The sequence below is a fragment of the Mesorhizobium sp. M0904 genome, assembly GCF_040319475.1.
GTDB lineage: Bacteria > Pseudomonadota > Alphaproteobacteria > Rhizobiales > Rhizobiaceae > Mesorhizobium.
The window spans coordinates 22,898-45,286 of record NZ_JAMYOC010000015.1 but is presented as its reverse complement, the minus strand read 5'-3'; the positions used below and the strand labels follow the sequence as shown (position 1 = coordinate 45,286).

Sequence of the window (22,389 nt, the reverse complement as noted above, 5' to 3'; positions counted from 1 at the left end):
ACGACCCGGAGCGATTGCGGCGCTACGCGTGAGCGGGGACATTGCCGGCGATACTGTCCAATTCCTCGATCGCATCTTCGGACAACGCGAGATCGCCCGCGGCGAGGTTCTCCCTGAGATGCGCGACGGAAGACGTGCCTGGGATCAGAAGAATGTTGGGCGCGCGGCGAAGCAGCCAGGCGAGCGCGACCTGCATGGGCGTGGCGCCGAGGCGTGCGGCGACCTTGGACAAGGTCGACGACTGCAACGGATTGAAGCCGCCAAGCGGGAAGAACGGCACATAGGCGATGCCGTCGCGGGCGAGATCGTCAATCAAGGCATCGTCGCCCCGATGCGCCAGATTGTACTGATTCTGCACGCAGACGATCTTGCAAATCCTGCGGCCTTCGGCGATCTGCGCAGCGGTGACGTTGCTCAGCCCGATGTGGCGCACGAGGCCCTGTCGCTGAAGCTCGGCGAGCGTCGCAAGCGGCGCCTCGATCGACCCTTCGGCGGGGCCATGCGCGTCGAACATGATCCGAAGGTTGACCGCCTCCAGCACGTCGAGCCCGAGATTGTGCAAATTGTCGTGCACCGCCTGGGTGAGTTCTTGGGCCGAGAAGGCCGGCAGCCACGATCCGCCCTGGCCGCGCCTGGCGCCGATCTTGGTGACTATAAGGAGGTCGTCAGGATAGGGTGCGAGCGCTTCGCGGATCAACAGGTTGGTCACGTGCGGGCCATAGAAGTCGCTGGTGTCGATGTGGTTGACGCCTTGTGCAACGGCTTCGCGCAGCACGGCCAATGCCGCGTCGTGGTCCTTTGGTGGGCCGAAGACGCCGGGCCCTGCGAGCTGCATGGCGCCGTAGCCGAGCCGTCTGACTTTGCGGTCGCCGAAGATGAATGTGCCGGACTGGTCGATACTGGACATTGTCTTTCTCCTTCAGGAACGGTGCACAGATAGACGCTGTCCGATCTCATGATAATTGGGTACAATTCGCACGGGCTGTGCGGAATGACGAACAATGCAGATTGATCTCGGGGACCTGAACGCCTTCGTGGCCGTAGCGCGCGCCAAAGGTTTTCGGGATGCGGCACGCGCCAGCGGCGGCAGTGCGTCCGGCTTGAGCGAGGCGGTGCGGCGCCTGGAGACGCAGCTCGGTGTCAGGCTGCTCAACCGGACGACCCGCAGCGTTGTCCTAACGGAAGCCGGCGAAGGCCTGCTGGCGCGGCTCGGTCCTGCCTTGACCGAGGTGGAGTCGGCCGTCGACGTAGTGAACGGCTTTCGCGACAGGCCGGCAGGTACGTTGCGCCTCAATGTGCCGGTCAGCGCGGCGCGGCTGGTACTGCCCAGCATCGTTCCGCCTTTTCTCGCCGCCTATCCAGGCATCCGGTTGGAGGTGATCTCGGAGGAGAGCTTCGTCGATGTGCTGGCGGCGGGGTGCGACGCCGGCATTCGCTATGAGGAGCGGCTGGAGCAGGACATGATCGCTGTGCCGATCGGACCGCGCGTGCAGCGCTTCGCCACCGCCGCCAGCCCGGCCTACCTGGATCGTCATGGCCGGCCGCAACACCCGCGCGACCTGCTCAGCCACGCCTGCCTGCGCGGCCGCTTTGCCAGCCGTGCGATGCCGCCGTGGGAATTCGAGCGCGACGGCGAGGTGGTGCGGGTCGACCCGACGGGGCCGCTTCTCGTGACCCTGGGCGGGGCGACTGACCTCAAAGTCGATGCAGCCATCGCCGGCACGGGCATCATCAGCCTGTTCGAGGATTGGCTACGTCCTCACTTCGAGAGCGGAGCGCTCGAACCGCTGCTTGAACCCTGGTGGCAGAGCTTCTCCGGGCCGTTCCTTTACTATCCCGGCCGGCGCCTCGTGCCGGCGCCGTTGCGGGCGTTCATTGACTTCATCAAGGCGTCCGCCGGCCAGCCCTGACACCCGGAAGAGTCGCGCCCGAAAATAAGCGCGGCTCCCTTCCCTCAGGGTGACCCGCCACTACGCTTCGCGGCAGGTCTTGCTTGATCTATTTGACTGGGATCATCAGGTGCGCGTAGGGCGTGTCGGGGAACATGACGTATGGCTGTGTGGGGTTCGGCTCGTGGGGATACAAGGCCATCATGTCTGGTGCGTTCATGACCATCACGTGCGGACCATCATGCAGCCATTCGGCCCCCTCCGGCGGCTTGGTTGCAAAGGGGTCGGTATTGCTGGCCGCATCGCCTCCTTTTAGCATGTAGGCGAAACCAACTTTTCCTGCCGGCGGCTCCTTCTTGGACATGATCGCGTGCATCCACGCCATCCCGTTCTCATCCGTGCACATTGGGTCGTCGGCGGGAGTGCCCGGGTCGTCCGGGATGCAAGTGAAACCGTTGGTGCCCTTCCTCAACGTTTTCATCTCCCAATTCACGACGGCGGCGTTTTTGCCGACAGCCGCCGGTGCCGCTCTAATCGCATTCTCGATCAGCTGCTTGTCGCTTTTGTCGGCCGCAGGCGCGGCGAATGCCCAAGTGGCGGCGACAGCTGCTAGAAACACACTGCTGGAATGGATGCGCATTGCCTCCTCCTTCGCGAGCGTCGGGTTACCGGCGCGTCGCAACGTGCACAGCTCCCGCTCTGTGGAGTTGGCTGCTGCCCTGGGATATAGAACGCGCCGGTAATTAAGATACTACTAATATTACGATAGGTCACCTGAAGATGCGGGACTGCTATGTCGACAAAGAAAAGGGGCTGCGAAATACGCAGCCCCTTTGAAAAAATCGATAGAAAACAGGTATCTGTTTAACGCTTCGAGAACTGGAAGGAGCGGCGGGCCTTCGCCTTGCCGTACTTCTTGCGCTCGACGACGCGGCTGTCGCGGGTCAGGAAGCCGCCCTTCTTGAGTACGGCGCGCAGCGCCGGCTCGTAATAGGTCAGCGCCTTGGAGATGCCGTGGCGCACGGCACCGGCCTGGCCGGAAAGGCCGCCGCCGATGACGGTGGCAACGATGTCGTACTGGCCGGCGCGGTTGGCCGCGATGATCGGCTGGTTGAGGATCATCTGCAGGACCGGACGCGCGAAATATTCGGCGAACACCTTGTCGTTGACGACGATCTTGCCGGAGCCGGGCTTCACCCAGACGCGCGCGATGGCGTTCTTGCGCTTGCCGGTGGCATAGGCGCGGCCCGATTTGTCGAGCTTCTGGACATGGACGGGTGCCGCCGGCTGGGTGTTGGTGTTACCGGTGGCAGTTCCGAGTTCTGCGAGCGAGGAAAGCTCAGCCATCTTACGAAACCTTCTTGTTCTTGGCGTTCAGCTTGGCCACGTCGAGGACAACGGGCTGCTGGGCGACATGCGGATGTTCCGTGCCTGCATAGACGCGGAGATTCTTCATCTGGCGTCGGCCGAGCGGGCCGCGCGGGATCATGCGTTCGACGGCCTTTTCGACGACACGCTCGGGAAAGCGGCCCTCGAGCAGCTGGCGCGCGGTGCGCTCCTTGACGCCGCCGGGGTGGCCGGTGTGCCAGTAATAGACCTTGTCGGTGAACTTCTTGCCGGTGAACACCACCTTGTCGGCATTGATGACGATAACGTTGTCGCCGTCGTCGACGTGCGGGGTGAAGGTGGGCTTGTGCTTGCCGCGAAGATGATTGGCGATGACAGTGGCGAGACGGCCGACGACGAGACCCTCGGCGTCGATCAGCACCCACTTCTTCACCACATCCGCAGGCTTCTGCGAAAAGGTTGCCATGGATTGTTGCTTTCGGTTCGGACCTTCAAAAGAAGGCGTTTCTTGTTGCTTGGATTGGCAAAAGGCACTTGCCGTCGCCAATAACAAAACGGCGGCCTTTGCGGGCCGCTGCTTCGTCACGGTTTATAGGGGAGGGTGGTTATCGCGTCAAGGCGCATGAAATGATTGCTGGAAGATAAACTTAAATGAAAACAAGGATTTGAGTTAAAGGTATGATTTTACCACATCGCGATTTTGGCCCTGTGTCAGGTGAGTTCAGTGCTTTGCCTCGATTTCCTTGCGAGCTGCGCTGGAGAGGAATGCCGATCGCGTTATGCCTCGGTCGCGCGCTGCGGCGTCGATCGCCCGCAAGACGCCGCGCTCGAAAGTTACATTCGCCCTTACGACGGCGCTGTCATTGTCGATGAGTGGTACCGAGACCAGATAGCCTCCTTCAGCAAGTGCTTTGCGTATATCCGCAAGCGCAACGATCGCCTCATGGCTGGACGGTTCGGGAACAGGCATGTCCTCCGCCCACAGTTGCAACGCTTCGACTGCATTCGGAACGATGTCTTCCGCCTCGTCCGCGGCTGAAAAGCAGCCGGGAATGTCGGGAAAGCGAATGCCGAACGCGCTGTTGGGATCTTTATCGACCAACGCGAAATAGTTCTTCATCTCAGCCTCCAAGACGCTTCAGGTACCTATATCCAGCCCGCTTGTTTGGAGATGGCGCGAGCTGTACCGGTTGGTAGATCCTTCTCCGGATGCGGAACGATCAACACGATCTCGCCCTTTCGAAACTTGTGATGCGAGCCGCGTACGGAAACCAGCTCGAAACCATCATCCTCGAGACGCTTCACGATTTTGCGGCTGTCACGCTCAAACAAAAATCCCTGTGCGCACATATATACACATCAACAAAAAATTCAATAGAAAGCATCAGGCCGGTACCCGCCTTGGTGGGATCGAATAGGTGCCCGTTGCGTGCGCTACCGTGTGTCTCTCAGGCCCGGCGACGATGTCGATGTCGAACACCATCAGGCTCTTGCCCAGCTTCAGGATGCGGCAATGGCCGTCGATCGGCCCGGCCTCGGCCTTGCGGACGAAATTGATGTTGAGGCTGGTGGTGACCGAAAGCGCATCCGGTCCGGCATGCGATAGCACGCAGACATAGCCGCCTATGTCGGCCAGCGTGAACAGCGCCGAACCCGACACGGTGCCGCCGGGGCGCAAATGGCGCTCGTCGGCATTGAGTCGCACGATACAGCCGCCTGGAAACACCTCCAACGCCTCATAGAAGGTGAACTGGTCGTTGAGCTGCGGGAAAACGGTTGCCATCAGCGTGTTGATTTCGGCAGCCGCCAGCATCGGCTGGAGATTGCTTTGGGCAGGCATTTCAGTCTCCCGGTTTGCGCCCTGCTTGTATGAACGCGACGTGGCGTTTCTGGCAACGGCCATTCAGTAGCGCAGAAGCGGACGATGGAGTTGGACGTAGCGAGACGTCTTTCTAGATTAGTTCATCACCGATCCGGAATCGCAGAGGAACGATCATGGCCGAAATCGTCGCCATCAAGCCTGCCGTTGCCGAAGGGCCGGTCGTCTCCAGGCTGGACAACGGCGTGCTGCGCCTGACGCTCGCCAATCCGCCGGCCAACGCTCTTTCGCTTGCAATGATGGCGGCGCTGACGGCGGAACTCGACCGCGCCAAGGCCGACAAATCCGTCCGCGTCATCGTGCTTGGGGCGACCGGCAAAGTGTTCTGCGCCGGGCACGACCTCAAGGAGTTGAGCGCGCACCGCGCCGATGCCGATCGCGGCAGGGCCTTCTTCGAAAAGACGTTTTCCGCCTGCGCTTCCCTGATGCAGGCGATCGTTCGCCATCCTAAGGCGGTGATCGCCGAAGTCGATGGCCTGGCGACAGCGGCCGGATTGCAGCTGGTCGCCAGCTGCGACCTCGCCATCGCCTCGCACGAGGCGACCTTCTGCACGCCTGGCGTCAATATCGGCCTGTTCTGCTCGACGCCGATGGTCGCGCTGTCGCGCAACGTCTCGCGCAAGTACGCCATGGAGATGCTTTTGACCGGCGAGACGATCGATGCGGTAACCGCCAAGGAATTCGGCTTGGTCAACCGCGTCGTGCCGCGCGAATATCTGAATCAAATCGTCACCAAATACGCGCAAACCATTGCCTCCAAATCGTCCTTGGTCGTCAAGATCGGCAAGGAAGCGTTTTATGAGCAGGCCGAGATGGGGCTGGCCGAGGCCTATGACTACACCGGGCGCGTCATGGTCGAGAACATGCTGGCGCGCGATGCGGAAGAGGGCATCGGCGCCTTCATCGGCAAGCGCAAGCCGGAATGGCCGGAGGAATAGGAGGCGGGTATGGAACCGCGCGTCTCCATCATCACCATCGCCACGGACGATCTCGACCGCGCCGTGCACTTCTACGAGGCGATGGGCCTGAAGCGCCACGCCGGGATCACCGAGGGCGTTGCCTTCTTCCAGATGGGCGGCGCCATTCTCGGCCTGTTCCCGCGGCAAAGCGCCGAAGAGGATTCGGGCGTTACCTTCTCCAAGGCGCCGTCGGCCGTCTATCTCGCCTACAACACCCGCTCCGACGCCGAGGTCGATGCAGTGCTGGCGATGGCCGAGAAAGCCGGCGGCCGTATCGTCAAGCCGGCTGGCCGCGCCTTCTGGGGCGGCTGGTATGGATATTTCGCCGATGCCGACGGGCATGTCTGGGAAGTCGCGCACAATCCGGCCTTTCCGATTGCGGAAGACGGAACGATCTCGCTGCCCGGCTGACGAGGTTCCCCTCTGGCCCATTGCAAGCCACTTGCTCGGCTGTTGGCACCTCACTCCGAAGCGCTGTATGACAAGGCATGAACCACGACGCCTACGACAACGCCTATATCGCCGGCATCCTCAATTCGGTGAAGACCATCGCCATGGTCGGCGCGTCGGCCAATGACGTGCGGCCGAGCTACTTTGTGCTGAAATATCTGCTCGGCAAGGGGTTTTCGGTGTTCCCGATCAATCCCGGCCAGGCCGGCAAGGAAATCCTCGGGCGGATGACCTATGCCAGGCTGGCCGATGTTCCAGAGCCAATCGACATGGTCGACGTCTTTCGCGGCTCCGTGGCAGTGCCGGGCATCGTCGAGGAGGTCTTGCGGCTCGATCCGCTGCCGAACGTCATCTGGATGCAGCTTGGTGTGCGCAATGACGAGGCCGCCGCGCGTGCCGAGGCCGCCGGCGTCAAGGTGGTGATGAACCGTTGCCCGAAGATCGAATACGGCAAGCTGTCCGGCGAGATCGGCTGGACCGGCGTCAATTCCGGCGTCTTGTCGTCGAAAAAGCCGCTGATGCGCCCGGGATTCCAGAGTTTCGGCGTTCGCCAGAAATAATCTTCCAGTTCTGCTGTATTTTTCCGCCAGCCCCGCCCGCCGTTGTCACGGGGAAGGGCATTTTCTTCTTTGCATTCGGAGCCGGGCTCCGCCAAGAATGCGGCGCGCTTTTCAGAAGGTTCAAAGGGAGGTTTTTCGATGGCCCGCACGCCCGGTTTCAACACGCTCGCCGTCCATGCCGGCGCCAAGCCGGATCCGGCGACCGGCGCGCGAGCGACGCCGATTTACCAGACGACCTCCTTCGTCTTCGACGATGCCGACCATGCCGCCTCGCTGTTCGGGCTGAAGGCGTTCGGCAACATCTATACCCGCATCATGAACCCGACCCAGGCGGTGCTGGAAGAGCGCATCGCGGCACTCGAAGGCGGCACGGCAGGCCTTGCGGTCGCCTCCGGCCATGCCGCGCAGGTGCTGGTCTTCCACAATCTGATGCAGCCCGGCGACAATTTCGTTTCAGCGACAAAGCTTTACGGCGGCTCGATCAACCAGTTCGGTCATGCCTTCAAGAATTTCGGCTGGCAGGTGCGCTGGGCCGACACCAATGACATCTCGAGCTTCGAGAGCCAGATCGACGACAGGACCAAGGCAATCTTCATCGAAAGCCTGGCCAATCCGGGCGGCGTCTTCGTCGACATCGAGAAGATCGGCGACGTTGCACGCAAGCACGGCCTGCCGCTGATCGTCGACAACACGCTGGCCTCGCCCTATCTGCTGCGGCCGATCGAACATGGCGCCGACATCGTCGTGCATTCGCTGACCAAGTTCATCGGCGGTCACGGCAATTCCATCGGCGGCGCCATCGTCGACGGCGGCACCTTCGACTGGTCGAAGTCGGGCAAATATCCGATGCTGTCGGAGCCGCGCCCCGAATATGGCGGCCTCGTCCTGCACGAGACCTTCGGCAATTTCGCCTTCGCCATCGCTGCCCGCGTGCTTGGCCTGCGCGATATCGGCGCGGCGCTTTCGCCGTTCAATGCATTCCTTATCCTGACTGGCCTGGAGACGTTGCCGCTCAGGATGCAGCGCCACTGCGACAATGCGGCGGCGGTCGCCGGATGGCTCTCCAAGCACCCCAAGGTCGCCTGGGTGTCCTATCCCGGCCTGCCCGGCGACAAGAACAATGCGCTGCAGAAGAAGTACTCGCCGCTTGGCGCCGGCGCGGTGTTCACCTTCGGGTTGAAGGGCGGCTATGCGGCGGGCATCAAATTCGTCGAAGCGCTCGAATTGTTCTCGCACCTGGCCAATGTCGGCGACACCAAGTCGCTGGTCATCCACCCGGCATCGACCACGCATCGCCAGCTTTCCGACGAGCAGAAGATCAACGCGGGGGCAGGGCCGGACACAGTCAGGCTTTCGGTCGGTATCGAGGACGTCAACGACATCGTCGCCGATCTGGAACAGGCTCTCGCCAAGGTTTGATCGCCATGACTCCGCCGAAATTTCTTTCCGTCGGCGTCGACACCGTCGAACCGGAACTTGGCGCGCCGGCGCCGGATCGCCTGATTTCGGGCGATCCGAAATTCCGCACCTGGAATGTCGAGGAACAGGACGGCGGCCTTTATGCCGGCGTCTGGGAAGCGACGCCAGGCAAATGGCGCATCGAATATGATGAGTGGGAGTTCTCCCACATCCTGTCAGGGGTTTCGGTGATCGCCGAAGACGGCGGCGATGCGCGCACTGTCAGGGCAGGCGACAGCTTCGTGCTGAGGCCGGGCTTTAAGGGCAGCTGGGAAGTGTTTGAAACGACTCGCAAGGAGTATGTGATCAAGCTTTGATCACCCCTGCGGCTGAGCCTGCCGGACGAATGCTCAAAAGCGCACGGCGAGCGTTTCCAGCCCATGGAAATGATAGGTGTCGCGCAAGCGCGGCTGTTCGGCAAGATGCAGCTGCGGTAGCCGGTCGAACAGGGTTTTCAGCGACACCTGCAATTCGAGCCGGGCGAGCGGCGCGCCGATGCAGAAATGAATGCCGGCGCCGAACGATACGTTCTTCTGGTCGGCGCGGCCCGGCCTGAAGGCGAAGGGCTCGGCAAAGGCCGCCGGGTCGTGATTGGCCATGCCGAGCAGCAGACCGATCGTCTCGCCCGGCTGGACGACGATACCAGGCCCGGCCTCGACCTTCTGATAGGCGTAGCGCGTGAACATGTGCAGCGGCGCGTCGAAGCGCAGGCACTCTTCGACCGTCGCGGCTGTTGCTTCCGACGAGGTGAAGAAGCGGCGTGGATCGCCGCCTTGTGCGAGGATCGACCGCACCGCATTGCCGGTCTGGTGGACAGTTGCCTCATGGCCGGCATTGAGCAAAAGGATGGCCGAGGATACCAGCTCGTCCTCCGACAGTTTCTGGCCGTCCTCCTGCGCCGCAATCAGCAGCGACAGAAGATCGTCGCCCGGCCTCTTTCGCCGCTCGGCGACGTAGCCGCGCAAAAAATGCGAAAAGTCCCGCGCCGCGCGATTGGCCGTCTCTTCGGTCTCGCGGGTGCGGCCGTGCATGTACATGGCGACCATCCGATGCGACCAGTCGAGCAGCTGCGGCCCCATGTCGACCGGCACGCCGAGCATCTCGGCAATGATGGTGATCGGCAAGGGAGCGGCGAGCGCCGGCAGCAGGTCGACTTCTCCTGGTTCGAAGCGGTCGATCAGTTCGTTGGCCAGCGCCTCGACGCGCGGCCTGAGCCGCTCGATCTGGCGCGAGACGAAGGCGCGGTTGACCAGCGTTCTGAGCCGTGTGTGGACAGGCGGCTCCAGCTCCAGCATCGAATTGGCCTCGACGCCGTCGAATGCGCTGAGATGCGTACGGTCCTGGCCGATGCCTCGGCTGTCCGGAATGCCGGCCGGGTTCTGGCGGCCGAAGCGGCGATCGCGCAGCAGACGGTTGACATCGTCGAAGCCGCCAAAGCACCAGAAGCCAAATTCTTCCCAGAAGAAGGCGTTCGATGCGCCATGCAGGAAGGTGTAGGCCTCGTATGGATTGTGGAAGAAAGCCGGCTCGTGCGGATCGAGCCGCAGGCTGCGCGTGGCTGGATCAAAGGCAAGGTAGGGCGGCTTCAATTCGGTCATGCCAGATCATTAGCGCGGCTTGCCAGTCTGGTGCCAGACCGTATGTTGGCCCTGCCGTGAGGTGAGCCGCCGAAGCGGTTGCGGAAGGACAGTTTTCATGAATGTGATCGTGGTCGGTGCAGGCATTGCCGGACTTTCGACGGCGTGGTCGCTGGTCAAGGCTGGTCACCTCGTCTCGATCGTCGAGCAGGGATCGATTCCCAATCCGCTCGCCGCCTCCGGCGACCACCATCGCATTATTCGCCGCGCCTACCGGGCCGGAACGGGCTACGGCCGGCTGATCACCGAAGCCTATGAGGCCTGGGACGAGATGTGGGCCGATCTCGGTGAAAGCCATCTCGATCCGCGCGGCTTCATCTGTATTTCGCGCGAGCCGGGAGATGAGGCGGAGGAATACCGCGAGGGCATGGAAGCGGGAAATTATCCGTTCGAATTGGTCGAGCCGGACGCCGCGGTCGAACGCTGGCCGTTCCTAGAACCTGGTTCATTCCGCTATGCATATTTTTCGCCGGACGGCGGCGCGCTGCACTGCCGCAAGATCGCTTCGGGCCTCGCCAGGTGGCTGCGCGCGAACGGCGCCAATGTCTACGAAAACAGCAAGGTCGCCGAGATCGACGCCGACGCCGGACAGGTCGTGCTTGCGAGCGGCGAAACGATGCAGGCCGACCGGATCGTCGTCGCTGCCGGCGCCTGGGTCCTGAAACTGTTCCCGGAACTGGACGGCGAACTGAAAACCTGGCGCACCGCGCTCGCCTATGTCGAACCGCCGGTTGATCTGAAGGCAGCCTGGCAGGCAGCGCCGGTCGTCCTCAACGTCGGCGGCACCATCGACGGCTACGCAATTCCGCCGACAGGTGGCGCCGGCATGAAATTCGGCTCGGGCCTGCACAGGGTGCCGACCAGCGATGCCGACTGGAACCGCCAGCCGGTGCCGGGCGAGGGTGAGGCGATCCGCAACCTGTTTTCGCCGCCGATTGCCCGGATCGAGGAGTACAGGGTCACCGAAGTGGTCACCTGCGCCTACACCTTCACCGTCGACGAGAGATTCCTGGCCCACCGGAAAGGCAAATGCCTGGTCGTCTCGGCCTGCTCCGGCCACGGCTACAAGTTCGGCGCGGCTGTTGGCAGAAGGGTTGCGGCCTGCGTCGGCAATGACGATGTCGACGGCCTGAAGAAATGGCTCAGGGCCGAGGCGCCCTGAGCGCCTAGTATCGGCAATGCCTCGGAATATGCACTCGCCGCCAGCTCGACGAACCCTCCCTGACCACCAAGCGGCGAGCCACTGTCTGATACGACGCCGGAATGTCGATGATGCGCCGCTGCTCCGGCCGCACCAGAACCTCTTCGGCGACGCTCTCGTATTCGGCGGGGAGGACAACGCGCCGCCGGCGTTCCGGCTCAACCACGACGATTTCGGCCACGCGTTCATAGCGCGCCTTGTGCCTGACCTTGCACAGCACCTTGCGGCCATTGATGATGCGCCATTCCCAGGAATAGCCGCCGTCAGCAACCTTCACGGAGCGGTAGATGATGCGGGTGATGGCGGGCACGATCTCGTAGCTGACGTGCGCCGGCGCGATCTGCACCAAGCGCTCGCGCGTCCCGTAGATTGGCGCTTCGTATTCCACCTGCTGGCCGGCTGGGCTGACGAGCACGTCCTCATAGACTGTGTCGTAGACGGCCGGCCTGTTGACCTGCTCGTAGCATTCGATCACGCGTCCGCCGGCAGCCGTTTCGGACGCCATGCCGAGAACGGTGATGCCGGTAAGGGCCAAGGAAGCAGCTTTCCTGATCATCGCACTCCCCTGTTTGAACTGCATGAAGCGAGTTCAACGTTGAATTGTAGGGTAAGCCGTGGCTGGAAAAAGCGGTTTCACCACTTTTCGTTAAGCGATGCGGTTAAGAAAACGCTAAACGCCGGCCAGGCATGAGCGACCTTCCGACGGCAGGAGAGGGCTGCCGGCACGGCGACGGGCAAAACTTGCTTTGGAAACCTTGATTCGACTTAACCGGATGGCTAGGAGAGGCGGCCTTGCGCTAGGGTGAGCCGGCATCCTATTTACACAATAACGATCCAGAACCGATTCTGCCCGATTGCAAATCTCCGGCGCCGGAATCCCATCCTCAAAAAGGGATAGTCCATGAAGAACCCCGTCGAAACCTACATGAACCTCGTTCCGATGGTGGTCGAACAGACCAATCGCGGCGAGCGGGCCTACGACATTTTCTCGCGGCTCCTCAAGGAGCGCATCATTTTCATCACCGGCCCGGTCGAGGACGGCATGGCGACGCTGGTCTGCGCGCAACTGCTGTTCCTCGAAGCGGAGAATCCGAAGAAAGAAATCAACCTCTATATCAACTCGCCCGGCGGCGTCGTCACCTCCGGCATGGCGATCTACGATACCATGCAGTTCATCAAGCCCGCCGTGTCGACGCTCTGCATCGGCCAGGCCGCATCGATGGGTTCGCTGCTCCTGACTGCCGGCCACAAGGACATGCGCTTTGCTACACCGAATGCCCGCATCATGGTCCACCAGCCTTCCGGCGGCTTCCAGGGCCAGGCCTCCGACATCGAGCGCCATGCCCAGGATATCATCAAGCTGAAGCGCCGCCTCAACGAGGTTTACGTCAAGCACACCGGCAAGAGCTACGATGAGATTGAAAGAACGCTCGACCGTGACCATTTCATGACTGCCGACGAGGCCAGGGATTTCGGCCTCATCGACAAGGTCATTTCGTCACGTGAGCCGGTCGAAGGTATTGCCTTATAGTCCCGCGGTGGCCACGCGGTGGCAATGAGTGGCGGGATTACGCGCTTTTGGCGCAGCTTGCGGCATTTCGGCCACAATTGGCTGTTCCCTCGACGGGTGCAATTGCCTACGTTAAGGCTATGTTGATTTTCGACGGCTTAGCTTTGCGTGGGGTTGTTCGAATCATTGCCCCGTTTTCCGATTTGTGTTTCGTACGGAATGCGTTGCGGGAGCCGGGGCACTGGCGGCAGCGGATTCCCGCGATAGATTGAATATGCGCCCTTTCAACCAGACCATCGGCGGGCGGCCATGAAAGGACAGGAAAATGAGCAAGGTCGGCAACAACAGCGGTGATTCCAAGAACACGCTTTATTGCTCGTTTTGCGGCAAAAGCCAGCACGAAGTGCGCAAGCTGATCGCCGGGCCGACGGTGTTCATCTGCGACGAATGCGTCGAACTGTGCATGGACATCATCCGCGAAGAGAACAAGACCTCGATGGTGAAGTCGCGCGAGGGCGTGCCGACACCGCAGGAAATCCTCAAGGTTCTCGACGACTACGTCATCGGCCAGCCCTACGCCAAGCGCGTGCTGTCGGTGGCCGTCCACAACCACTACAAGCGCCTCGCCCATGCCGGCAAGAACAACGATGTCGAACTGGCGAAGTCGAACATCCTGCTGATCGGCCCGACCGGCTGCGGCAAGACGCTGCTGGCGCAGACGCTGGCCCGCATCATCGACGTCCCCTTCACCATGGCCGACGCGACGACGCTGACCGAAGCCGGTTATGTCGGCGAGGACGTCGAGAACATCATCCTGAAGCTGTTGCAGTCGGCCGACTACAATGTCGAGCGCGCCCAGCGCGGCATCGTCTATATCGACGAGATCGACAAAATCTCGCGCAAGTCGGACAACCCGTCGATCACCCGTGACGTATCGGGCGAGGGCGTGCAGCAGGCACTTTTGAAGATCATGGAGGGCACTGTCGCGTCCGTGCCGCCGCAGGGCGGTAGGAAGCATCCGCAGCAGGAATTTCTGCAGGTCGACACCGCCAACATCCTATTTATCTGCGGCGGCGCTTTCGCCGGGCTGGACAAGATCATCTCGGATCGCGGCAGGAAGACCTCGATCGGTTTCGGCGCTATCGTCGCTTCGCCCGAGGATCGCCGCACCGGCGATGTTTTCCGCCTGGTCGAGCCTGAGGACCTCTTGAAGTTTGGCCTCATTCCCGAGTTCGTCGGCCGTCTGCCTGTCTTGGCGACGCTGGAGGATCTCGACGAGCCGGCACTGATCCAAATCCTGACCGAGCCGAAGAACGCGCTGGTCAAGCAGTATCAGCGGCTGTTCGAGATGGAAAATGTCGACCTGACCTTCCACGAGAACGCGCTCTCGGCGATCGCCAAGCGCGCCATCGAGCGCAAGACCGGCGCACGCGGCCTGCGTTCGATCATGGAAGCGATCTTGCTCGACACCATGTTCGAGCTGCCGGCACTGGAAGGCGTGCGCGAAGTGGTTATTTCGGAAGAGGTGGTGTCAGGCAACGCCAGGCCGCTCTACATCTATTCCGAGCAGAAGGAGAAGAAGGGCAACGTCAGCGCCTGACGTGAGCCGGCAATGGATTTTTCTGAAACGGCGCCGCGGGGCGCCGTTTTGCTGTCGCATACCGCGCATGGCGCCGCGTGCTGGGTGCGGATTGGAGGTACGGACCGTGTTGACCCTTGATCTTTACCCTCAGTGCCTCCAACTAATGGCAGAAGGCCGTGGTGCCGAATTCTGTGCTGTAAAACTCCCGTCACAAACGGTGGTAGGCGGAACGATCCTCGGTCGTTAATATGAGATTCGCGGTTGGCCGATTGGCGGCCGCGACATGAAAGGTTGGACAATGGCCAAATTATCCAAGGCTCCCAGCGACGGCGTCTTCGCAGTCCTCCCACTGCGCGACATCGTGGTGTTCCCGCACATGATCGTTCCGCTCTTTGTCGGGCGTGAAAAGTCGATCAAGGCGCTGGAAGAAGTGATGGGTCAGGAAAGGCAGATCCTGCTCGCGACCCAGATGAATGCCGCCGACGACGATCCGGAGCCCGATGCCATCTTTGACATCGGCACGCTCGCCAATGTGCTGCAATTGCTGAAACTGCCGGACGGCACCGTGAAGGTGCTGGTCGAAGGTGCCTCGCGTGCGAAAATCGTCGCGTTCACCGACCGTCCCGACTTCCATGAAGCCCGTGCTGCGGCGCTGGTCGAACCGGATGAGGAAGAGGTCGAGGTCGAGGCGCTGGCGCGTTCCGTGGTCACCGACTTCGAGAACTACGTCAAGCTGAACAAGAAGATCTCGCCCGAAGTGGTGGGTGCCGCCAGCCAGATCGACGACTATTCCAAGCTCGCCGACACGGTCGCTTCGCATCTTGCCATCAAGATCCCCGAGAAGCAGGAGATGCTTGCCACGCTGTCCGTCAAGGAACGGCTGGAAAAGGCGATGGGCTTCATGGAAGCCGAAATCTCGGTGCTGCAGGTCGAGAAGCGCATCCGCTCGCGCGTCAAGCGCCAGATGGAGAAGACACAGCGCGAATACTACCTCAACGAGCAGATGAAGGCGATCCAGAAGGAGCTCGGCGAGGGCGAGGACGGCCGCGACGAGGCCGCCGAGATCGAGGCGCGTATCAAGAAGACCAAGCTTTCCAAGGAGGCCCGCGAAAAGGCGGAAGCCGAACTGAAGAAGCTGCGGACGATGTCGCCGATGTCGGCTGAATCGACCGTGGTGCGCAACTATCTCGACTGGCTGCTGTCGATCCCATGGGGCAGGAACTCCAAGGTCAAGCAGGATCTGGCCTTTGCCCAGAACGTGCTCGATACGGATCATTTCGGCCTCGACAAGGTCAAGGACCGCATCGTCGAATACCTCGCCGTGCAGAGCCGCCAGAAGAAGCTGAAGGGGCCGATCCTGTGCCTCGTCGGACCTCCCGGTGTCGGCAAGACCTCGCTCGGCAAGTCGATCGCCAAGGCGACCGGTCGCGAGTTCATCCGCATGGCGCTGGGCGGCGTGCGCGACGAGGCCGAGATCCGCGGTCACCGGCGCACCTACATCGGCTCGATGCCCGGCAAGGTCATCCAGTCGATGAAGAAGGCGAAGAAATCCAATCCGCTCTTCCTGCTCGACGAGATCGACAAGATGGGCCAGGATTTCCGCGGCGATCCGTCATCGGCTTTGCTCGAGGTGCTCGATCCCGAGCAGAACTCGACGTTCATGGACCATTACCTCGAGGTCGAATACGACCTGTCGAGCGTGATGTTCGTGACGACGGCGAACACGCTGAACATCCCTGCGCCCTTGATGGACCGCATGGAGATCATCCGTATCGCCGGTTACACCGAGGACGAGAAGATCGAAATCGCCAAGCGTCACCTGATGCCCAAGGTGATCCGCGACCACGCATTGCAGCCGAAGGAGTTCTCCGTCGGCGAGGACGCGATCCGCGGCATCATCCAGACCTACACCCGTGAAGCGGGCGTCAGGAGCCTGGAGCGCGAGCTGATGAAGCTCGGGCGCAAGGCGGTGACCGAGATCCTGAAGACGAAGAAGAAGACGATCAACATCACGGCGGACAATCTTGCCGATTACCTTGGTGTTCCGCGCTTCCGCTTCGGCCAGGTCGAGAGCGACGATCAGGTCGGCGTGGTCACCGGGCTCGCCTGGACGGAAGTCGGCGGCGAGCTGTTGACGGTGGAAGGCGTCATGATGCCCGGCAAGGGGCGCATGACCGTGACCGGCAATCTGCGCGATGTGATGAAGGAATCGATCTCGGCGGCGGCCTCTTACGTCCGCTCGCGGGCCATCGATTTCGGCGTCGAGCCGCCGCTGTTCGATAAGCGCGATATCCACGTCCACGTGCCGGAGGGCGCAACCCCGAAGGACGGACCGTCGGCTGGCGTGGCGATGGCGACGGCAATCGTTTCGGTGCTGACCGGTATCCCGGTCAGGGCCGATGTGGCGATGACCGGCGAGATCACGCTGCGCGGAAGGGTGCTGCCGATCGGCGGCCTTAAGGAAAAGCTGCTTGCCGCACTGCGCGGCGGCATCAAGAAGGTGCTGATCCCGGAAGAGAACGCCAAGGATCTGGCGGAGATTCCGGAAAACGTGAAGAGCGGCATGGAAATCATTCCGGTCTCACGCGTCGGTGAAGTGTTGCGCCATGCGCTGGTGCGCATGCCGGAACCGATCCAGTGGGTCGAACCCGTTAATGCGCCGGCCGTGGTCGATGTCGCAGACGAAGCTGGTAAATCGCTGGCGCATTAGCGCTTGCTAAAGTTGCAATGCACAAAGAGAGAGCCGGGCCTTGAGCCCGGCTTTTTCATGTGAAGAACCGCAGATTTCCGGGCTTTTTTCAACTTTCTTGGCGCTTTTCGACTTGGTTGCCGGGGCGCTTCTTTCTAAAGTCCGTTTCCTGCCGGATGAGTCGAGTGTTCCGGTTTTCTCATGGAAGGGAATTTTTATGAACAAGAACGAACTGGTATCCGCTGTCGCCGATGCCGCGAGTATTTCGAAGGGTGACGCGCAGTCGGCGGTTGATGCGGTGTTTTCCGTCATCACCGGCGAACTGAAAAAGGGCGGCGATGTCCGGCTTGTCGGCTTCGGAAATTTCACCGTGTCAAAACGCGCCGCGTCGACCGGCCGCAATCCGCAGACCGGTGCGGAAGTGAAGATCCCGGCGCGCACCGTGCCGAAGTTCTCGGCCGGCAAGGGCCTCAAGGACGCGGTCAACTAAGCGCCTCCTTAAGTCTTTCAGAGAAAAGAAGAACCGGCATATCCGGTTTTTCTTTTCTGTTGGAAAGGGCGGCGCTACGCCGTCGGCGCGTCCGTGCGCATCAAGCCTTCTTTCTTGAGATCGGCCCAAAGCGCCGATGGCAGCTTCGCGTCGAGCAGCGAGCGATTGCTTTCGACTTCGCCAGGCCGCTGGCCGCCGGGGATTACCGAGACGACGGAAGGATGCAGCAGCGGGAACTGCAGCGCGGCCTCGATCAGGCGCGCGCCGTGGCGCTTGCAGACGGCCTCGATACGGGTGACGCGGTCGATGATGTCCTGCGGCGCCTTCGAATAGTTGTAGTAGGCGCCGGGCTTCGGCCCGGTTGCCAGGATGCCGGAATTGTAAGGCCCGCCGAGAACGATGCCGATGCCGCGTTGCTGGCATAGCGGCAGGAAAGACTGCAGCGCCTCCTGCTCCAGCAGCGTGTAGCGCCCGGCAAGCAGGAACAGATCGAAATCGCCGCGCTCGGCCAGCGTCTGGGCAACCTGCCACTCGTTGATGCCGCCGCCGAACGCCTTGATCACGCCCTGGTCGCGCAATGCCAGCAATCCATAGTAGCCGGAACTCATGAATTCCTGGATGCGCTGGTCCGAGGCTTCCTTGCTGCCATGCGTGAAGATGTCGACATCGTGCACGAAGAGGATGTCGATGCGGTCGACACCGAGCCGTTCCAGCGAGGCCTCGAAGGAGCGCATGATACCGTCATAGCTATAGTCGTAGACCTCGCGGCGCGAAGGGGTGTCGAAGAATTTGCCGATGCCGGTGCGCTGATCCGGCGGACAGGCGCGCATGATGCGTCCGACTTTGCTGGACAGCACGTAGTCGTCGCGCTTCTTCGAACGCAGGAACGGATTGAGCCGCGTTTCGGCTAGGCCTAGCCCATAAAGCGGCGCGGTGTCGAAGTAGCGGCAGCCGACCCGCCATGCCGCCTCCAGCGTGGCATTGGCATCCTCGTCTGAGACGGCGCGGTAGAGATTGCCGAGCGGCGCGGTGCCGAAGCCGAGCTCGGTGAAGGTGATGCCGCCATTGCCGATGCGGTCGAAATGCCGTGTCTTCATATACTGTCGTTTCCTCATTTGCGATTTGCCGTGACACTATCACGGCTGTGGCACATCAAAAGCACTGCGTGTCGTTGGACACCGATTTTCGCGGTGATAGCATGAATGAAAACAAGCTGTTCGGGGCAGATGTGACTGACATATTCAAGTGGTTCTCTGGCAACTGCAAGCTGGTGCAAATGTCATGAGGGACGCCGGCGAAAACCTGTTTGGGATTGCGCTGAACGAGCTTGGTACCGTTCTGGAACGTATCGACGAAAGCCGCATCGACGCCGCTTGCGCCATCTTGGCGGGCGCGAGAAAGATCGTCACCTATGGCTGCGGCCGCGAGGCGCTGCAGGTCAAGGGTTTTGCCATGCGGCTCTATCACCTCGGTCTGCCGGTTTCGGTTGTCGGCGATATGACGACGCCGCCGCTGGACGCGGGCGATGTCTTCCTCGCCAGTTCCGGCCCGGGCGAGACCTCGACGGTGCTGACCTTGATGCGGGTCGCGCACGAGGCCGGTGCCGCCGTCCTGCTGCTCACCGCGCAAGCCGACAGCACTGCCGCGAAGCTGGCCGACTTCACACTGCTTATCCCGGCTCAGACCATGGCCGACGACCAAGGCCCGGAAAAGACGTCCGTGCTGCCGATGGGCTCGGTCTTCGAAGGCGCGCTGTTCGTTCTCTTCGAAGTGATGGTGTTGAAGCTCCGGGACCTGACCGGCGTCTCGCCTGAAGCGATGCGCGCCCGCCACACCAATATGGAGTAGTTGTCATGCGGTACGAATTGATGCTGCCGCACCAGATCCGCAAGGCGATCGTCGAGAACCGGCCGGTCGTGTTGCCGCTCGGTGTGCTTGAATATCATGGCGAGCACATGGCCGTCGGCATGGACACGCTGGCGGTGATCAAGAGCCTGGAGCTGTTCGAAAAAGAAGCCGAGATCGTCATTCTGCCGCCCTTCTATTACGGCGCGGCGAGCTATGCGGTTGCAGCACCGGAGGGCAGTGGTTCGGTGCAGGTCGGCGGCAATGTGCTGGCGCCATTTGCGGAAGAATTGTTCTACAGCCTGCTGCGTATCGGCTTCCGCAACATCCACGCCATCATTCACCACCAGACCGAAAATTTTGCTGCCGGCATGCCAACCGATCTCGCCTTCAAGGCCGCCGGCCGGCAGGCGATCTTCCGCTTCCTGGAGAAAGAACGTGGCGAAGGCTGGTGGGGCTCTGCGGCGATGGCCGACTATTACGCCGAGCACGCCGAGGGCAGCAATTTCTTCAACTGGGTGCAGGTGCATCCGCTGATGCCGGCTTCAATGCACACCCAATACCCGTTTGACCATGCCGGCATCGGCGAGACGTCGCTGATGCTGGCCTTGTGCCCGGAAGCGGTCGATGCCGACCGCTCCGCCGACAACACCGGCTGGTACACGGCAAGTGCTTCCGAAGCCTCGGCCGAGTTGGGGCAAAAAGGGATCGCCATGATCCTCGATCATTTGCGGGCAACCCTTTCGGGTTAGCGCGGTTTCCCTCTCCCCTTGTTGTTCCCTTGTTGTGGAAGAAGGAAGGCTGGCGCAGTTATTTCACCGCGCCCGCCGTCATGCCCATGATCAGGTAACGCTCGAGCGCGATGCCGATAACGGCGAGCGGTGTGATGGCCGCGGTGGCGAGCGCTGCCATCGACCACCAGTTGATGCCTTGTGAGCCGGTCTGGCTCGCCACCATGACAGGGATGGTTTTGGCGTCGGTCGAGGTCAGAAGCGCGGCGAAGAAATACTCGTTCCAGCACAGCACCATTGCAAGGATGAAGGCGGCTACCATGCCCGGCAGGGCGATCGGCATGACGATGCGCAAGAAAGCGCCCCAGATCGACAGGCCGTCGACGAGTGCTGCTTCCTCCAGTTCTACGGGAATGGAATTGAACTGGTCGCGCATGATCCAGATGACGATCGGCAGCACCATCAGCGTGTAGAGCAGGATCAGCCCGACGCGTGTGTCGAGCAGCCCGACTTCCCGGTAGAGCACGAGAAAGGGCAAGGCCAGTACCACCGGCGGCAGGATCAGCTGCGACAGGAAGAAGAAGGAAATGTCCTCGTTCCTGAACCAGGCGAACTTGTAACGATAGCGGGTCAGCCCGTAAGCGGCGAGGCTGCCAATGACGATCGCCAGGCTCGAGGCGCCGACCGAAGTGATGACCGAATTCATGAAGCGCTTGATAAATTCGTCGCGAACCGTCGACGTCCGAAATATCGAGTCTGGAGAGAGACCGAGTGACCGCCAGCCTTTCCAGTCGGGCTGGAAGTCGATGAACGGAATCAGATGGCCCTGGGTGACGTCGACCGCGGTCTTGAACGAAGTGGTTATCGTCCAATAGATCGGGAACAGACAGATGAAGGCCCAGAAGATGAGCGCGCCGTAGATGAAGACGCGGTTGGCGACGAAGCTCGCCGGCGAACGAATTTCAGAAGCGGCATAGTCCGTGGTCTGAACGCTCATCTTGCCGGCCCGATCAGTTGACGTTGCGCACGAAGCGGCTGGCGAATTTCAGCAGCCAGGTCACGAACACGACGATGATGATCAAATAGGCCATCGCCAGCATCGTGCCGTAGCCGACATTCGATCGATCGCGATATTCGCGGTAGATGAAGCTCGACACTGAATCGGTCGCGCCGCCCGGGCCGCCGGAGGTGACGGTGATGATGATATCGGCGAGCTTCAGCTTGAAGATGATGCGCAGGATGACTGCCGTCACCGAGACCGGCAGCATCAGCGGGAAGGTGACCTGCCAGAAGGTCTGCCATGGGGTGGCGCCATCGACACGCGCCGCCTCGAGCACTTCGCGCGACATCGCCTGCAGGCCGGCGAGCAGCATGATCATCATGAACGGGATGAAGGTCCAGGCGTCGAGCACCATGATCGAGATGCGGGCGGTGATCGGGTTGGAGAAGAAGGCCGGGTTTTCCCAGCCGAGATGGCGCGCCAGCGTTGCGGCAGGCCCGAAGCGGTATTCCATCAACGACTTTCCGATCATCCACGACACCGCCACCGGCGACAGCATCAACGGCAGCAGGAAGACGACGCGGAAGAATTTTCGCGCCCGGATCTGCGCGTTGAGCAGCAGCGCCAGGCCGAAGGCGATCACATATTCGACCAACACCGCCAGTACGTAGAGCACCATGTTGAACAGCGCGTTGCGATAATAGGCATCGTTCAGCATCTGCCAGAAATTGTCGAGCCCGTTGAACTTCCGGCCGCTGAAAGAACTGAGGTTCCAATCGGTCAGCGCGATGTAGAAGCCGAACAGCGTCGGGAAGATCACCATGGCAATGGTAAACAGCAGCGCCGGCAGCAGGAACAGCGCGCGCTGGCCGTCCTCGCCGCGCGTTAGCACCTGGCCGATGCCGAGTGCGACACCCCACAGCACATAGGCGTAGACCACCGGCCGCCAGCTCTCGAAGCCGATAGCGTCGACATCGCTCTTGTAAAGGATCTGCAGCGCGATCACCGCCAGAAGGCCGAGCGTTGCAGCAGCCATCAGCGCCCAGCCAAGCCGTTTGCGGCTCCGTGGGATCAGGTCGGATGGCACGGCGCCTGCCGGCCATTCACTTGTCGACAAAGTCTGGTCAGCCAGGGTCCGGTCAGCCACGCGTCTTGCCCGTTC

At 61.5% G+C, this 22,389-nt stretch carries 25 protein-coding genes; 13 read left to right on the top strand and 12 right to left on the bottom strand.

Annotated features, from left to right (window positions below):
• Positions 1–22 precede the first annotated feature (22 nt).
• Positions 23–907, bottom strand: coding sequence for an aldo/keto reductase family oxidoreductase (locus NKH80_RS17150; protein ID WP_352703099.1), 885 nt, complete (start codon positions 905–907; stop codon positions 23–25).
• Between the two features lie 94 nt (positions 908–1,001).
• On the opposite strand from NKH80_RS17150, the gene NKH80_RS17145 reads away from it, so the two are divergent.
• A complete protein-coding gene (locus NKH80_RS17145; protein ID WP_352703097.1) occupies positions 1,002–1,910 on the top strand; it encodes a LysR family transcriptional regulator in 909 nt (302 codons plus the stop codon).
• A gap of 88 nt (positions 1,911–1,998) precedes the next feature.
• Here NKH80_RS17145 and NKH80_RS17140 read toward each other — a convergent pair whose 3' ends face one another.
• The 6 genes from NKH80_RS17140 to NKH80_RS17115 form a co-directional block, all read right to left on the bottom strand.
• A complete protein-coding gene (locus tag NKH80_RS17140) occupies positions 1,999–2,529 on the bottom strand; it encodes a hypothetical protein (RefSeq protein ID WP_352703095.1) in 531 nt (176 codons plus the stop codon).
• Between the two features lie 224 nt (positions 2,530–2,753).
• Positions 2,754–3,236: a 30S ribosomal protein S9 gene (gene rpsI / locus NKH80_RS17135; protein WP_023717316.1), complete on the bottom strand. Its 483-nt coding sequence runs from the start codon at positions 3,234–3,236 to the stop codon at positions 2,754–2,756.
• Between the two features lies 1 nt (position 3,237).
• Entirely contained in the window at positions 3,238–3,702 is a 465-nt protein-coding gene (rplM, locus tag NKH80_RS17130) for a 50S ribosomal protein L13 (RefSeq protein WP_023674645.1), read from the bottom strand.
• 255 nt (positions 3,703–3,957) lie between these two features.
• The gene (locus NKH80_RS17125) at positions 3,958–4,356 is read right to left on the bottom strand and encodes a type II toxin-antitoxin system HicB family antitoxin (protein WP_352506478.1); all 399 of its coding nucleotides are present in this window, start codon (positions 4,354–4,356) and stop codon (positions 3,958–3,960) included.
• Positions 4,357–4,382: 26 nt separating this feature from the next.
• Positions 4,383–4,586 (bottom strand): type II toxin-antitoxin system HicA family toxin, encoded by a 204-nt coding sequence (locus NKH80_RS17120; protein ID WP_352506477.1) that lies wholly within the window; start codon positions 4,584–4,586, stop codon positions 4,383–4,385.
• A 34-nt stretch (positions 4,587–4,620) separates the two neighbouring features.
• Complete coding sequence (locus NKH80_RS17115) at positions 4,621–5,076, bottom strand: PaaI family thioesterase (protein ID WP_352506476.1); 456 nt, start codon at positions 5,074–5,076, stop codon at positions 4,621–4,623.
• 155 nt (positions 5,077–5,231) lie between these two features.
• On the opposite strand from NKH80_RS17115, the gene NKH80_RS17110 reads away from it, so the two are divergent.
• The 5 genes from NKH80_RS17110 to NKH80_RS17090 all read left to right on the top strand — a co-directional run bounded on the left by NKH80_RS17110 (position 5,232) and on the right by NKH80_RS17090 (position 8,859).
• A complete protein-coding gene (locus NKH80_RS17110) occupies positions 5,232–6,053 on the top strand; it encodes an enoyl-CoA hydratase (protein WP_352506475.1) in 822 nt (273 codons plus the stop codon).
• 9 nt (positions 6,054–6,062) lie between these two features.
• Positions 6,063–6,485 (top strand): VOC family protein, encoded by a 423-nt coding sequence (locus NKH80_RS17105; RefSeq protein WP_352506474.1) that lies wholly within the window; start codon positions 6,063–6,065, stop codon positions 6,483–6,485.
• 77 nt (positions 6,486–6,562) lie between these two features.
• Positions 6,563–7,084 (top strand): CoA-binding protein, encoded by a 522-nt coding sequence (locus tag NKH80_RS17100; protein ID WP_352506473.1) that lies wholly within the window; start codon positions 6,563–6,565, stop codon positions 7,082–7,084.
• 138 nt (positions 7,085–7,222) lie between these two features.
• Positions 7,223–8,503, top strand: a complete 1,281-nt coding sequence (locus NKH80_RS17095) for an O-acetylhomoserine aminocarboxypropyltransferase (protein ID WP_352506472.1) — start codon at positions 7,223–7,225, stop codon at positions 8,501–8,503.
• 5 nt (positions 8,504–8,508) lie between these two features.
• Complete coding sequence (locus tag NKH80_RS17090) at positions 8,509–8,859, top strand: cupin domain-containing protein (RefSeq protein ID WP_352506471.1); 351 nt, start codon at positions 8,509–8,511, stop codon at positions 8,857–8,859.
• A gap of 33 nt (positions 8,860–8,892) precedes the next feature.
• Here NKH80_RS17090 and NKH80_RS17085 read toward each other — a convergent pair whose 3' ends face one another.
• Complete coding sequence (locus NKH80_RS17085) at positions 8,893–10,140, bottom strand: cytochrome P450 (RefSeq protein ID WP_352506470.1); 1,248 nt, start codon at positions 10,138–10,140, stop codon at positions 8,893–8,895.
• Between the two features lie 97 nt (positions 10,141–10,237).
• Between NKH80_RS17085 and NKH80_RS17080 the strand changes: the two genes are divergently transcribed.
• A complete protein-coding gene (locus NKH80_RS17080) occupies positions 10,238–11,341 on the top strand; it encodes an NAD(P)/FAD-dependent oxidoreductase (RefSeq protein ID WP_352506469.1) in 1,104 nt (367 codons plus the stop codon).
• 4 nt (positions 11,342–11,345) lie between these two features.
• Here NKH80_RS17080 and NKH80_RS17075 read toward each other — a convergent pair whose 3' ends face one another.
• Positions 11,346–11,936, bottom strand: a complete 591-nt coding sequence (locus NKH80_RS17075; RefSeq protein WP_352506468.1) for a hypothetical protein — start codon at positions 11,934–11,936, stop codon at positions 11,346–11,348.
• Positions 11,937–12,281: 345 nt separating this feature from the next.
• Between NKH80_RS17075 and NKH80_RS17070 the strand changes: the two genes are divergently transcribed.
• The 4 genes from NKH80_RS17070 (at position 12,282) to NKH80_RS17055 (ending at position 17,651) form a co-directional block, all read left to right on the top strand.
• Positions 12,282–12,911, top strand: a complete 630-nt coding sequence (locus tag NKH80_RS17070) for an ATP-dependent Clp protease proteolytic subunit (protein WP_254817601.1) — start codon at positions 12,282–12,284, stop codon at positions 12,909–12,911.
• A gap of 304 nt (positions 12,912–13,215) precedes the next feature.
• Positions 13,216–14,490 carry an ATP-dependent Clp protease ATP-binding subunit ClpX gene (gene clpX, locus NKH80_RS17065; protein WP_006332719.1) on the top strand — a complete coding sequence of 425 codons (1,275 nt, stop codon included), beginning with the start codon at positions 13,216–13,218 and terminating at the stop codon, positions 14,488–14,490.
• 280 nt (positions 14,491–14,770) lie between these two features.
• A complete protein-coding gene (lon, locus tag NKH80_RS17060; protein ID WP_254817728.1) occupies positions 14,771–17,182 on the top strand; it encodes an endopeptidase La in 2,412 nt (803 codons plus the stop codon).
• A 196-nt stretch (positions 17,183–17,378) separates the two neighbouring features.
• Positions 17,379–17,651, top strand: a complete 273-nt coding sequence (locus tag NKH80_RS17055; RefSeq protein WP_006201846.1) for an HU family DNA-binding protein — start codon at positions 17,379–17,381, stop codon at positions 17,649–17,651.
• Between the two features lie 74 nt (positions 17,652–17,725).
• On the opposite strand, the gene NKH80_RS17050 is transcribed toward NKH80_RS17055, so the two are convergent.
• Positions 17,726–18,748 (bottom strand): aldo/keto reductase, encoded by a 1,023-nt coding sequence (locus NKH80_RS17050; protein WP_352703080.1) that lies wholly within the window; start codon positions 18,746–18,748, stop codon positions 17,726–17,728.
• A 184-nt stretch (positions 18,749–18,932) separates the two neighbouring features.
• Between NKH80_RS17050 and hxlB the strand changes: the two genes are divergently transcribed.
• Together hxlB and NKH80_RS17040 are read left to right on the top strand one after the other, a co-directional pair.
• A complete protein-coding gene (gene hxlB, locus NKH80_RS17045; RefSeq protein WP_352703078.1) occupies positions 18,933–19,499 on the top strand; it encodes a 6-phospho-3-hexuloisomerase in 567 nt (188 codons plus the stop codon).
• A gap of 5 nt (positions 19,500–19,504) precedes the next feature.
• Positions 19,505–20,248: a creatininase family protein gene (locus NKH80_RS17040; RefSeq protein WP_352703076.1), complete on the top strand. Its 744-nt coding sequence runs from the start codon at positions 19,505–19,507 to the stop codon at positions 20,246–20,248.
• Positions 20,249–20,306: 58 nt separating this feature from the next.
• Here the strand turns inward: NKH80_RS17040 and NKH80_RS17035 are convergent, their stop codons facing one another.
• Together NKH80_RS17035 and NKH80_RS17030 are read right to left on the bottom strand one after the other, a co-directional pair.
• Positions 20,307–21,224, bottom strand: a complete 918-nt coding sequence (locus NKH80_RS17035) for a carbohydrate ABC transporter permease (protein WP_352703074.1) — start codon at positions 21,222–21,224, stop codon at positions 20,307–20,309.
• A gap of 13 nt (positions 21,225–21,237) precedes the next feature.
• On the bottom strand, positions 21,238–22,359 hold the full coding sequence (locus tag NKH80_RS17030; protein ID WP_352703379.1) for a carbohydrate ABC transporter permease: 1,122 nt from the start codon (positions 22,357–22,359) through the stop codon (positions 21,238–21,240).
• Positions 22,360–22,389 lie beyond the last annotated feature (30 nt).

Excerpts from the sequence above, each read along its gene's own strand:
- NKH80_RS17150 (WP_352703099.1), bottom strand. The coding sequence starts at position 907 with ATGTCCAGTATCGACCAGTCCGGCACATTCATCTTCGGCGACCGCAAA.
- NKH80_RS17145 (WP_352703097.1), top strand. The coding sequence starts at position 1,002 with ATGCAGATTGATCTCGGGGACCTGAACGCCTTCGTGGCCGTAGCGCGC.
- NKH80_RS17140 (WP_352703095.1), bottom strand. The coding sequence starts at position 2,529 with ATGCGCATCCATTCCAGCAGTGTGTTTCTAGCAGCTGTCGCCGCCACT.
- rpsI (WP_023717316.1), bottom strand. The coding sequence starts at position 3,236 with ATGGCTGAGCTTTCCTCGCTCGCAGAACTCGGAACTGCCACCGGTAAC.
- rplM (WP_023674645.1), bottom strand. The coding sequence starts at position 3,702 with ATGGCAACCTTTTCGCAGAAGCCTGCGGATGTGGTGAAGAAGTGGGTG.
- NKH80_RS17125 (WP_352506478.1), bottom strand. The coding sequence starts at position 4,356 with ATGAAGAACTATTTCGCGTTGGTCGATAAAGATCCCAACAGCGCGTTC.
- NKH80_RS17120 (WP_352506477.1), bottom strand. The coding sequence starts at position 4,586 with ATGTGCGCACAGGGATTTTTGTTTGAGCGTGACAGCCGCAAAATCGTG.
- NKH80_RS17115 (WP_352506476.1), bottom strand. The coding sequence starts at position 5,076 with ATGCCTGCCCAAAGCAATCTCCAGCCGATGCTGGCGGCTGCCGAAATC.
- NKH80_RS17110 (WP_352506475.1), top strand. The coding sequence starts at position 5,232 with ATGGCCGAAATCGTCGCCATCAAGCCTGCCGTTGCCGAAGGGCCGGTC.
- NKH80_RS17105 (WP_352506474.1), top strand. The coding sequence starts at position 6,063 with ATGGAACCGCGCGTCTCCATCATCACCATCGCCACGGACGATCTCGAC.
- NKH80_RS17100 (WP_352506473.1), top strand. The coding sequence starts at position 6,563 with ATGAACCACGACGCCTACGACAACGCCTATATCGCCGGCATCCTCAAT.
- NKH80_RS17095 (WP_352506472.1), top strand. The coding sequence starts at position 7,223 with ATGGCCCGCACGCCCGGTTTCAACACGCTCGCCGTCCATGCCGGCGCC.
- NKH80_RS17090 (WP_352506471.1), top strand. The coding sequence starts at position 8,509 with ATGACTCCGCCGAAATTTCTTTCCGTCGGCGTCGACACCGTCGAACCG.
- NKH80_RS17085 (WP_352506470.1), bottom strand. The coding sequence starts at position 10,140 with ATGACCGAATTGAAGCCGCCCTACCTTGCCTTTGATCCAGCCACGCGC.
- NKH80_RS17080 (WP_352506469.1), top strand. The coding sequence starts at position 10,238 with ATGAATGTGATCGTGGTCGGTGCAGGCATTGCCGGACTTTCGACGGCG.
- NKH80_RS17075 (WP_352506468.1), bottom strand. The coding sequence starts at position 11,936 with ATGATCAGGAAAGCTGCTTCCTTGGCCCTTACCGGCATCACCGTTCTC.
- NKH80_RS17070 (WP_254817601.1), top strand. The coding sequence starts at position 12,282 with ATGAAGAACCCCGTCGAAACCTACATGAACCTCGTTCCGATGGTGGTC.
- clpX (WP_006332719.1), top strand. The coding sequence starts at position 13,216 with ATGAGCAAGGTCGGCAACAACAGCGGTGATTCCAAGAACACGCTTTAT.
- lon (WP_254817728.1), top strand. The coding sequence starts at position 14,771 with ATGGCCAAATTATCCAAGGCTCCCAGCGACGGCGTCTTCGCAGTCCTC.
- NKH80_RS17055 (WP_006201846.1), top strand. The coding sequence starts at position 17,379 with ATGAACAAGAACGAACTGGTATCCGCTGTCGCCGATGCCGCGAGTATT.
- NKH80_RS17050 (WP_352703080.1), bottom strand. The coding sequence starts at position 18,748 with ATGAAGACACGGCATTTCGACCGCATCGGCAATGGCGGCATCACCTTC.
- hxlB (WP_352703078.1), top strand. The coding sequence starts at position 18,933 with ATGAGGGACGCCGGCGAAAACCTGTTTGGGATTGCGCTGAACGAGCTT.
- NKH80_RS17040 (WP_352703076.1), top strand. The coding sequence starts at position 19,505 with ATGCGGTACGAATTGATGCTGCCGCACCAGATCCGCAAGGCGATCGTC.
- NKH80_RS17035 (WP_352703074.1), bottom strand. The coding sequence starts at position 21,224 with ATGAGCGTTCAGACCACGGACTATGCCGCTTCTGAAATTCGTTCGCCG.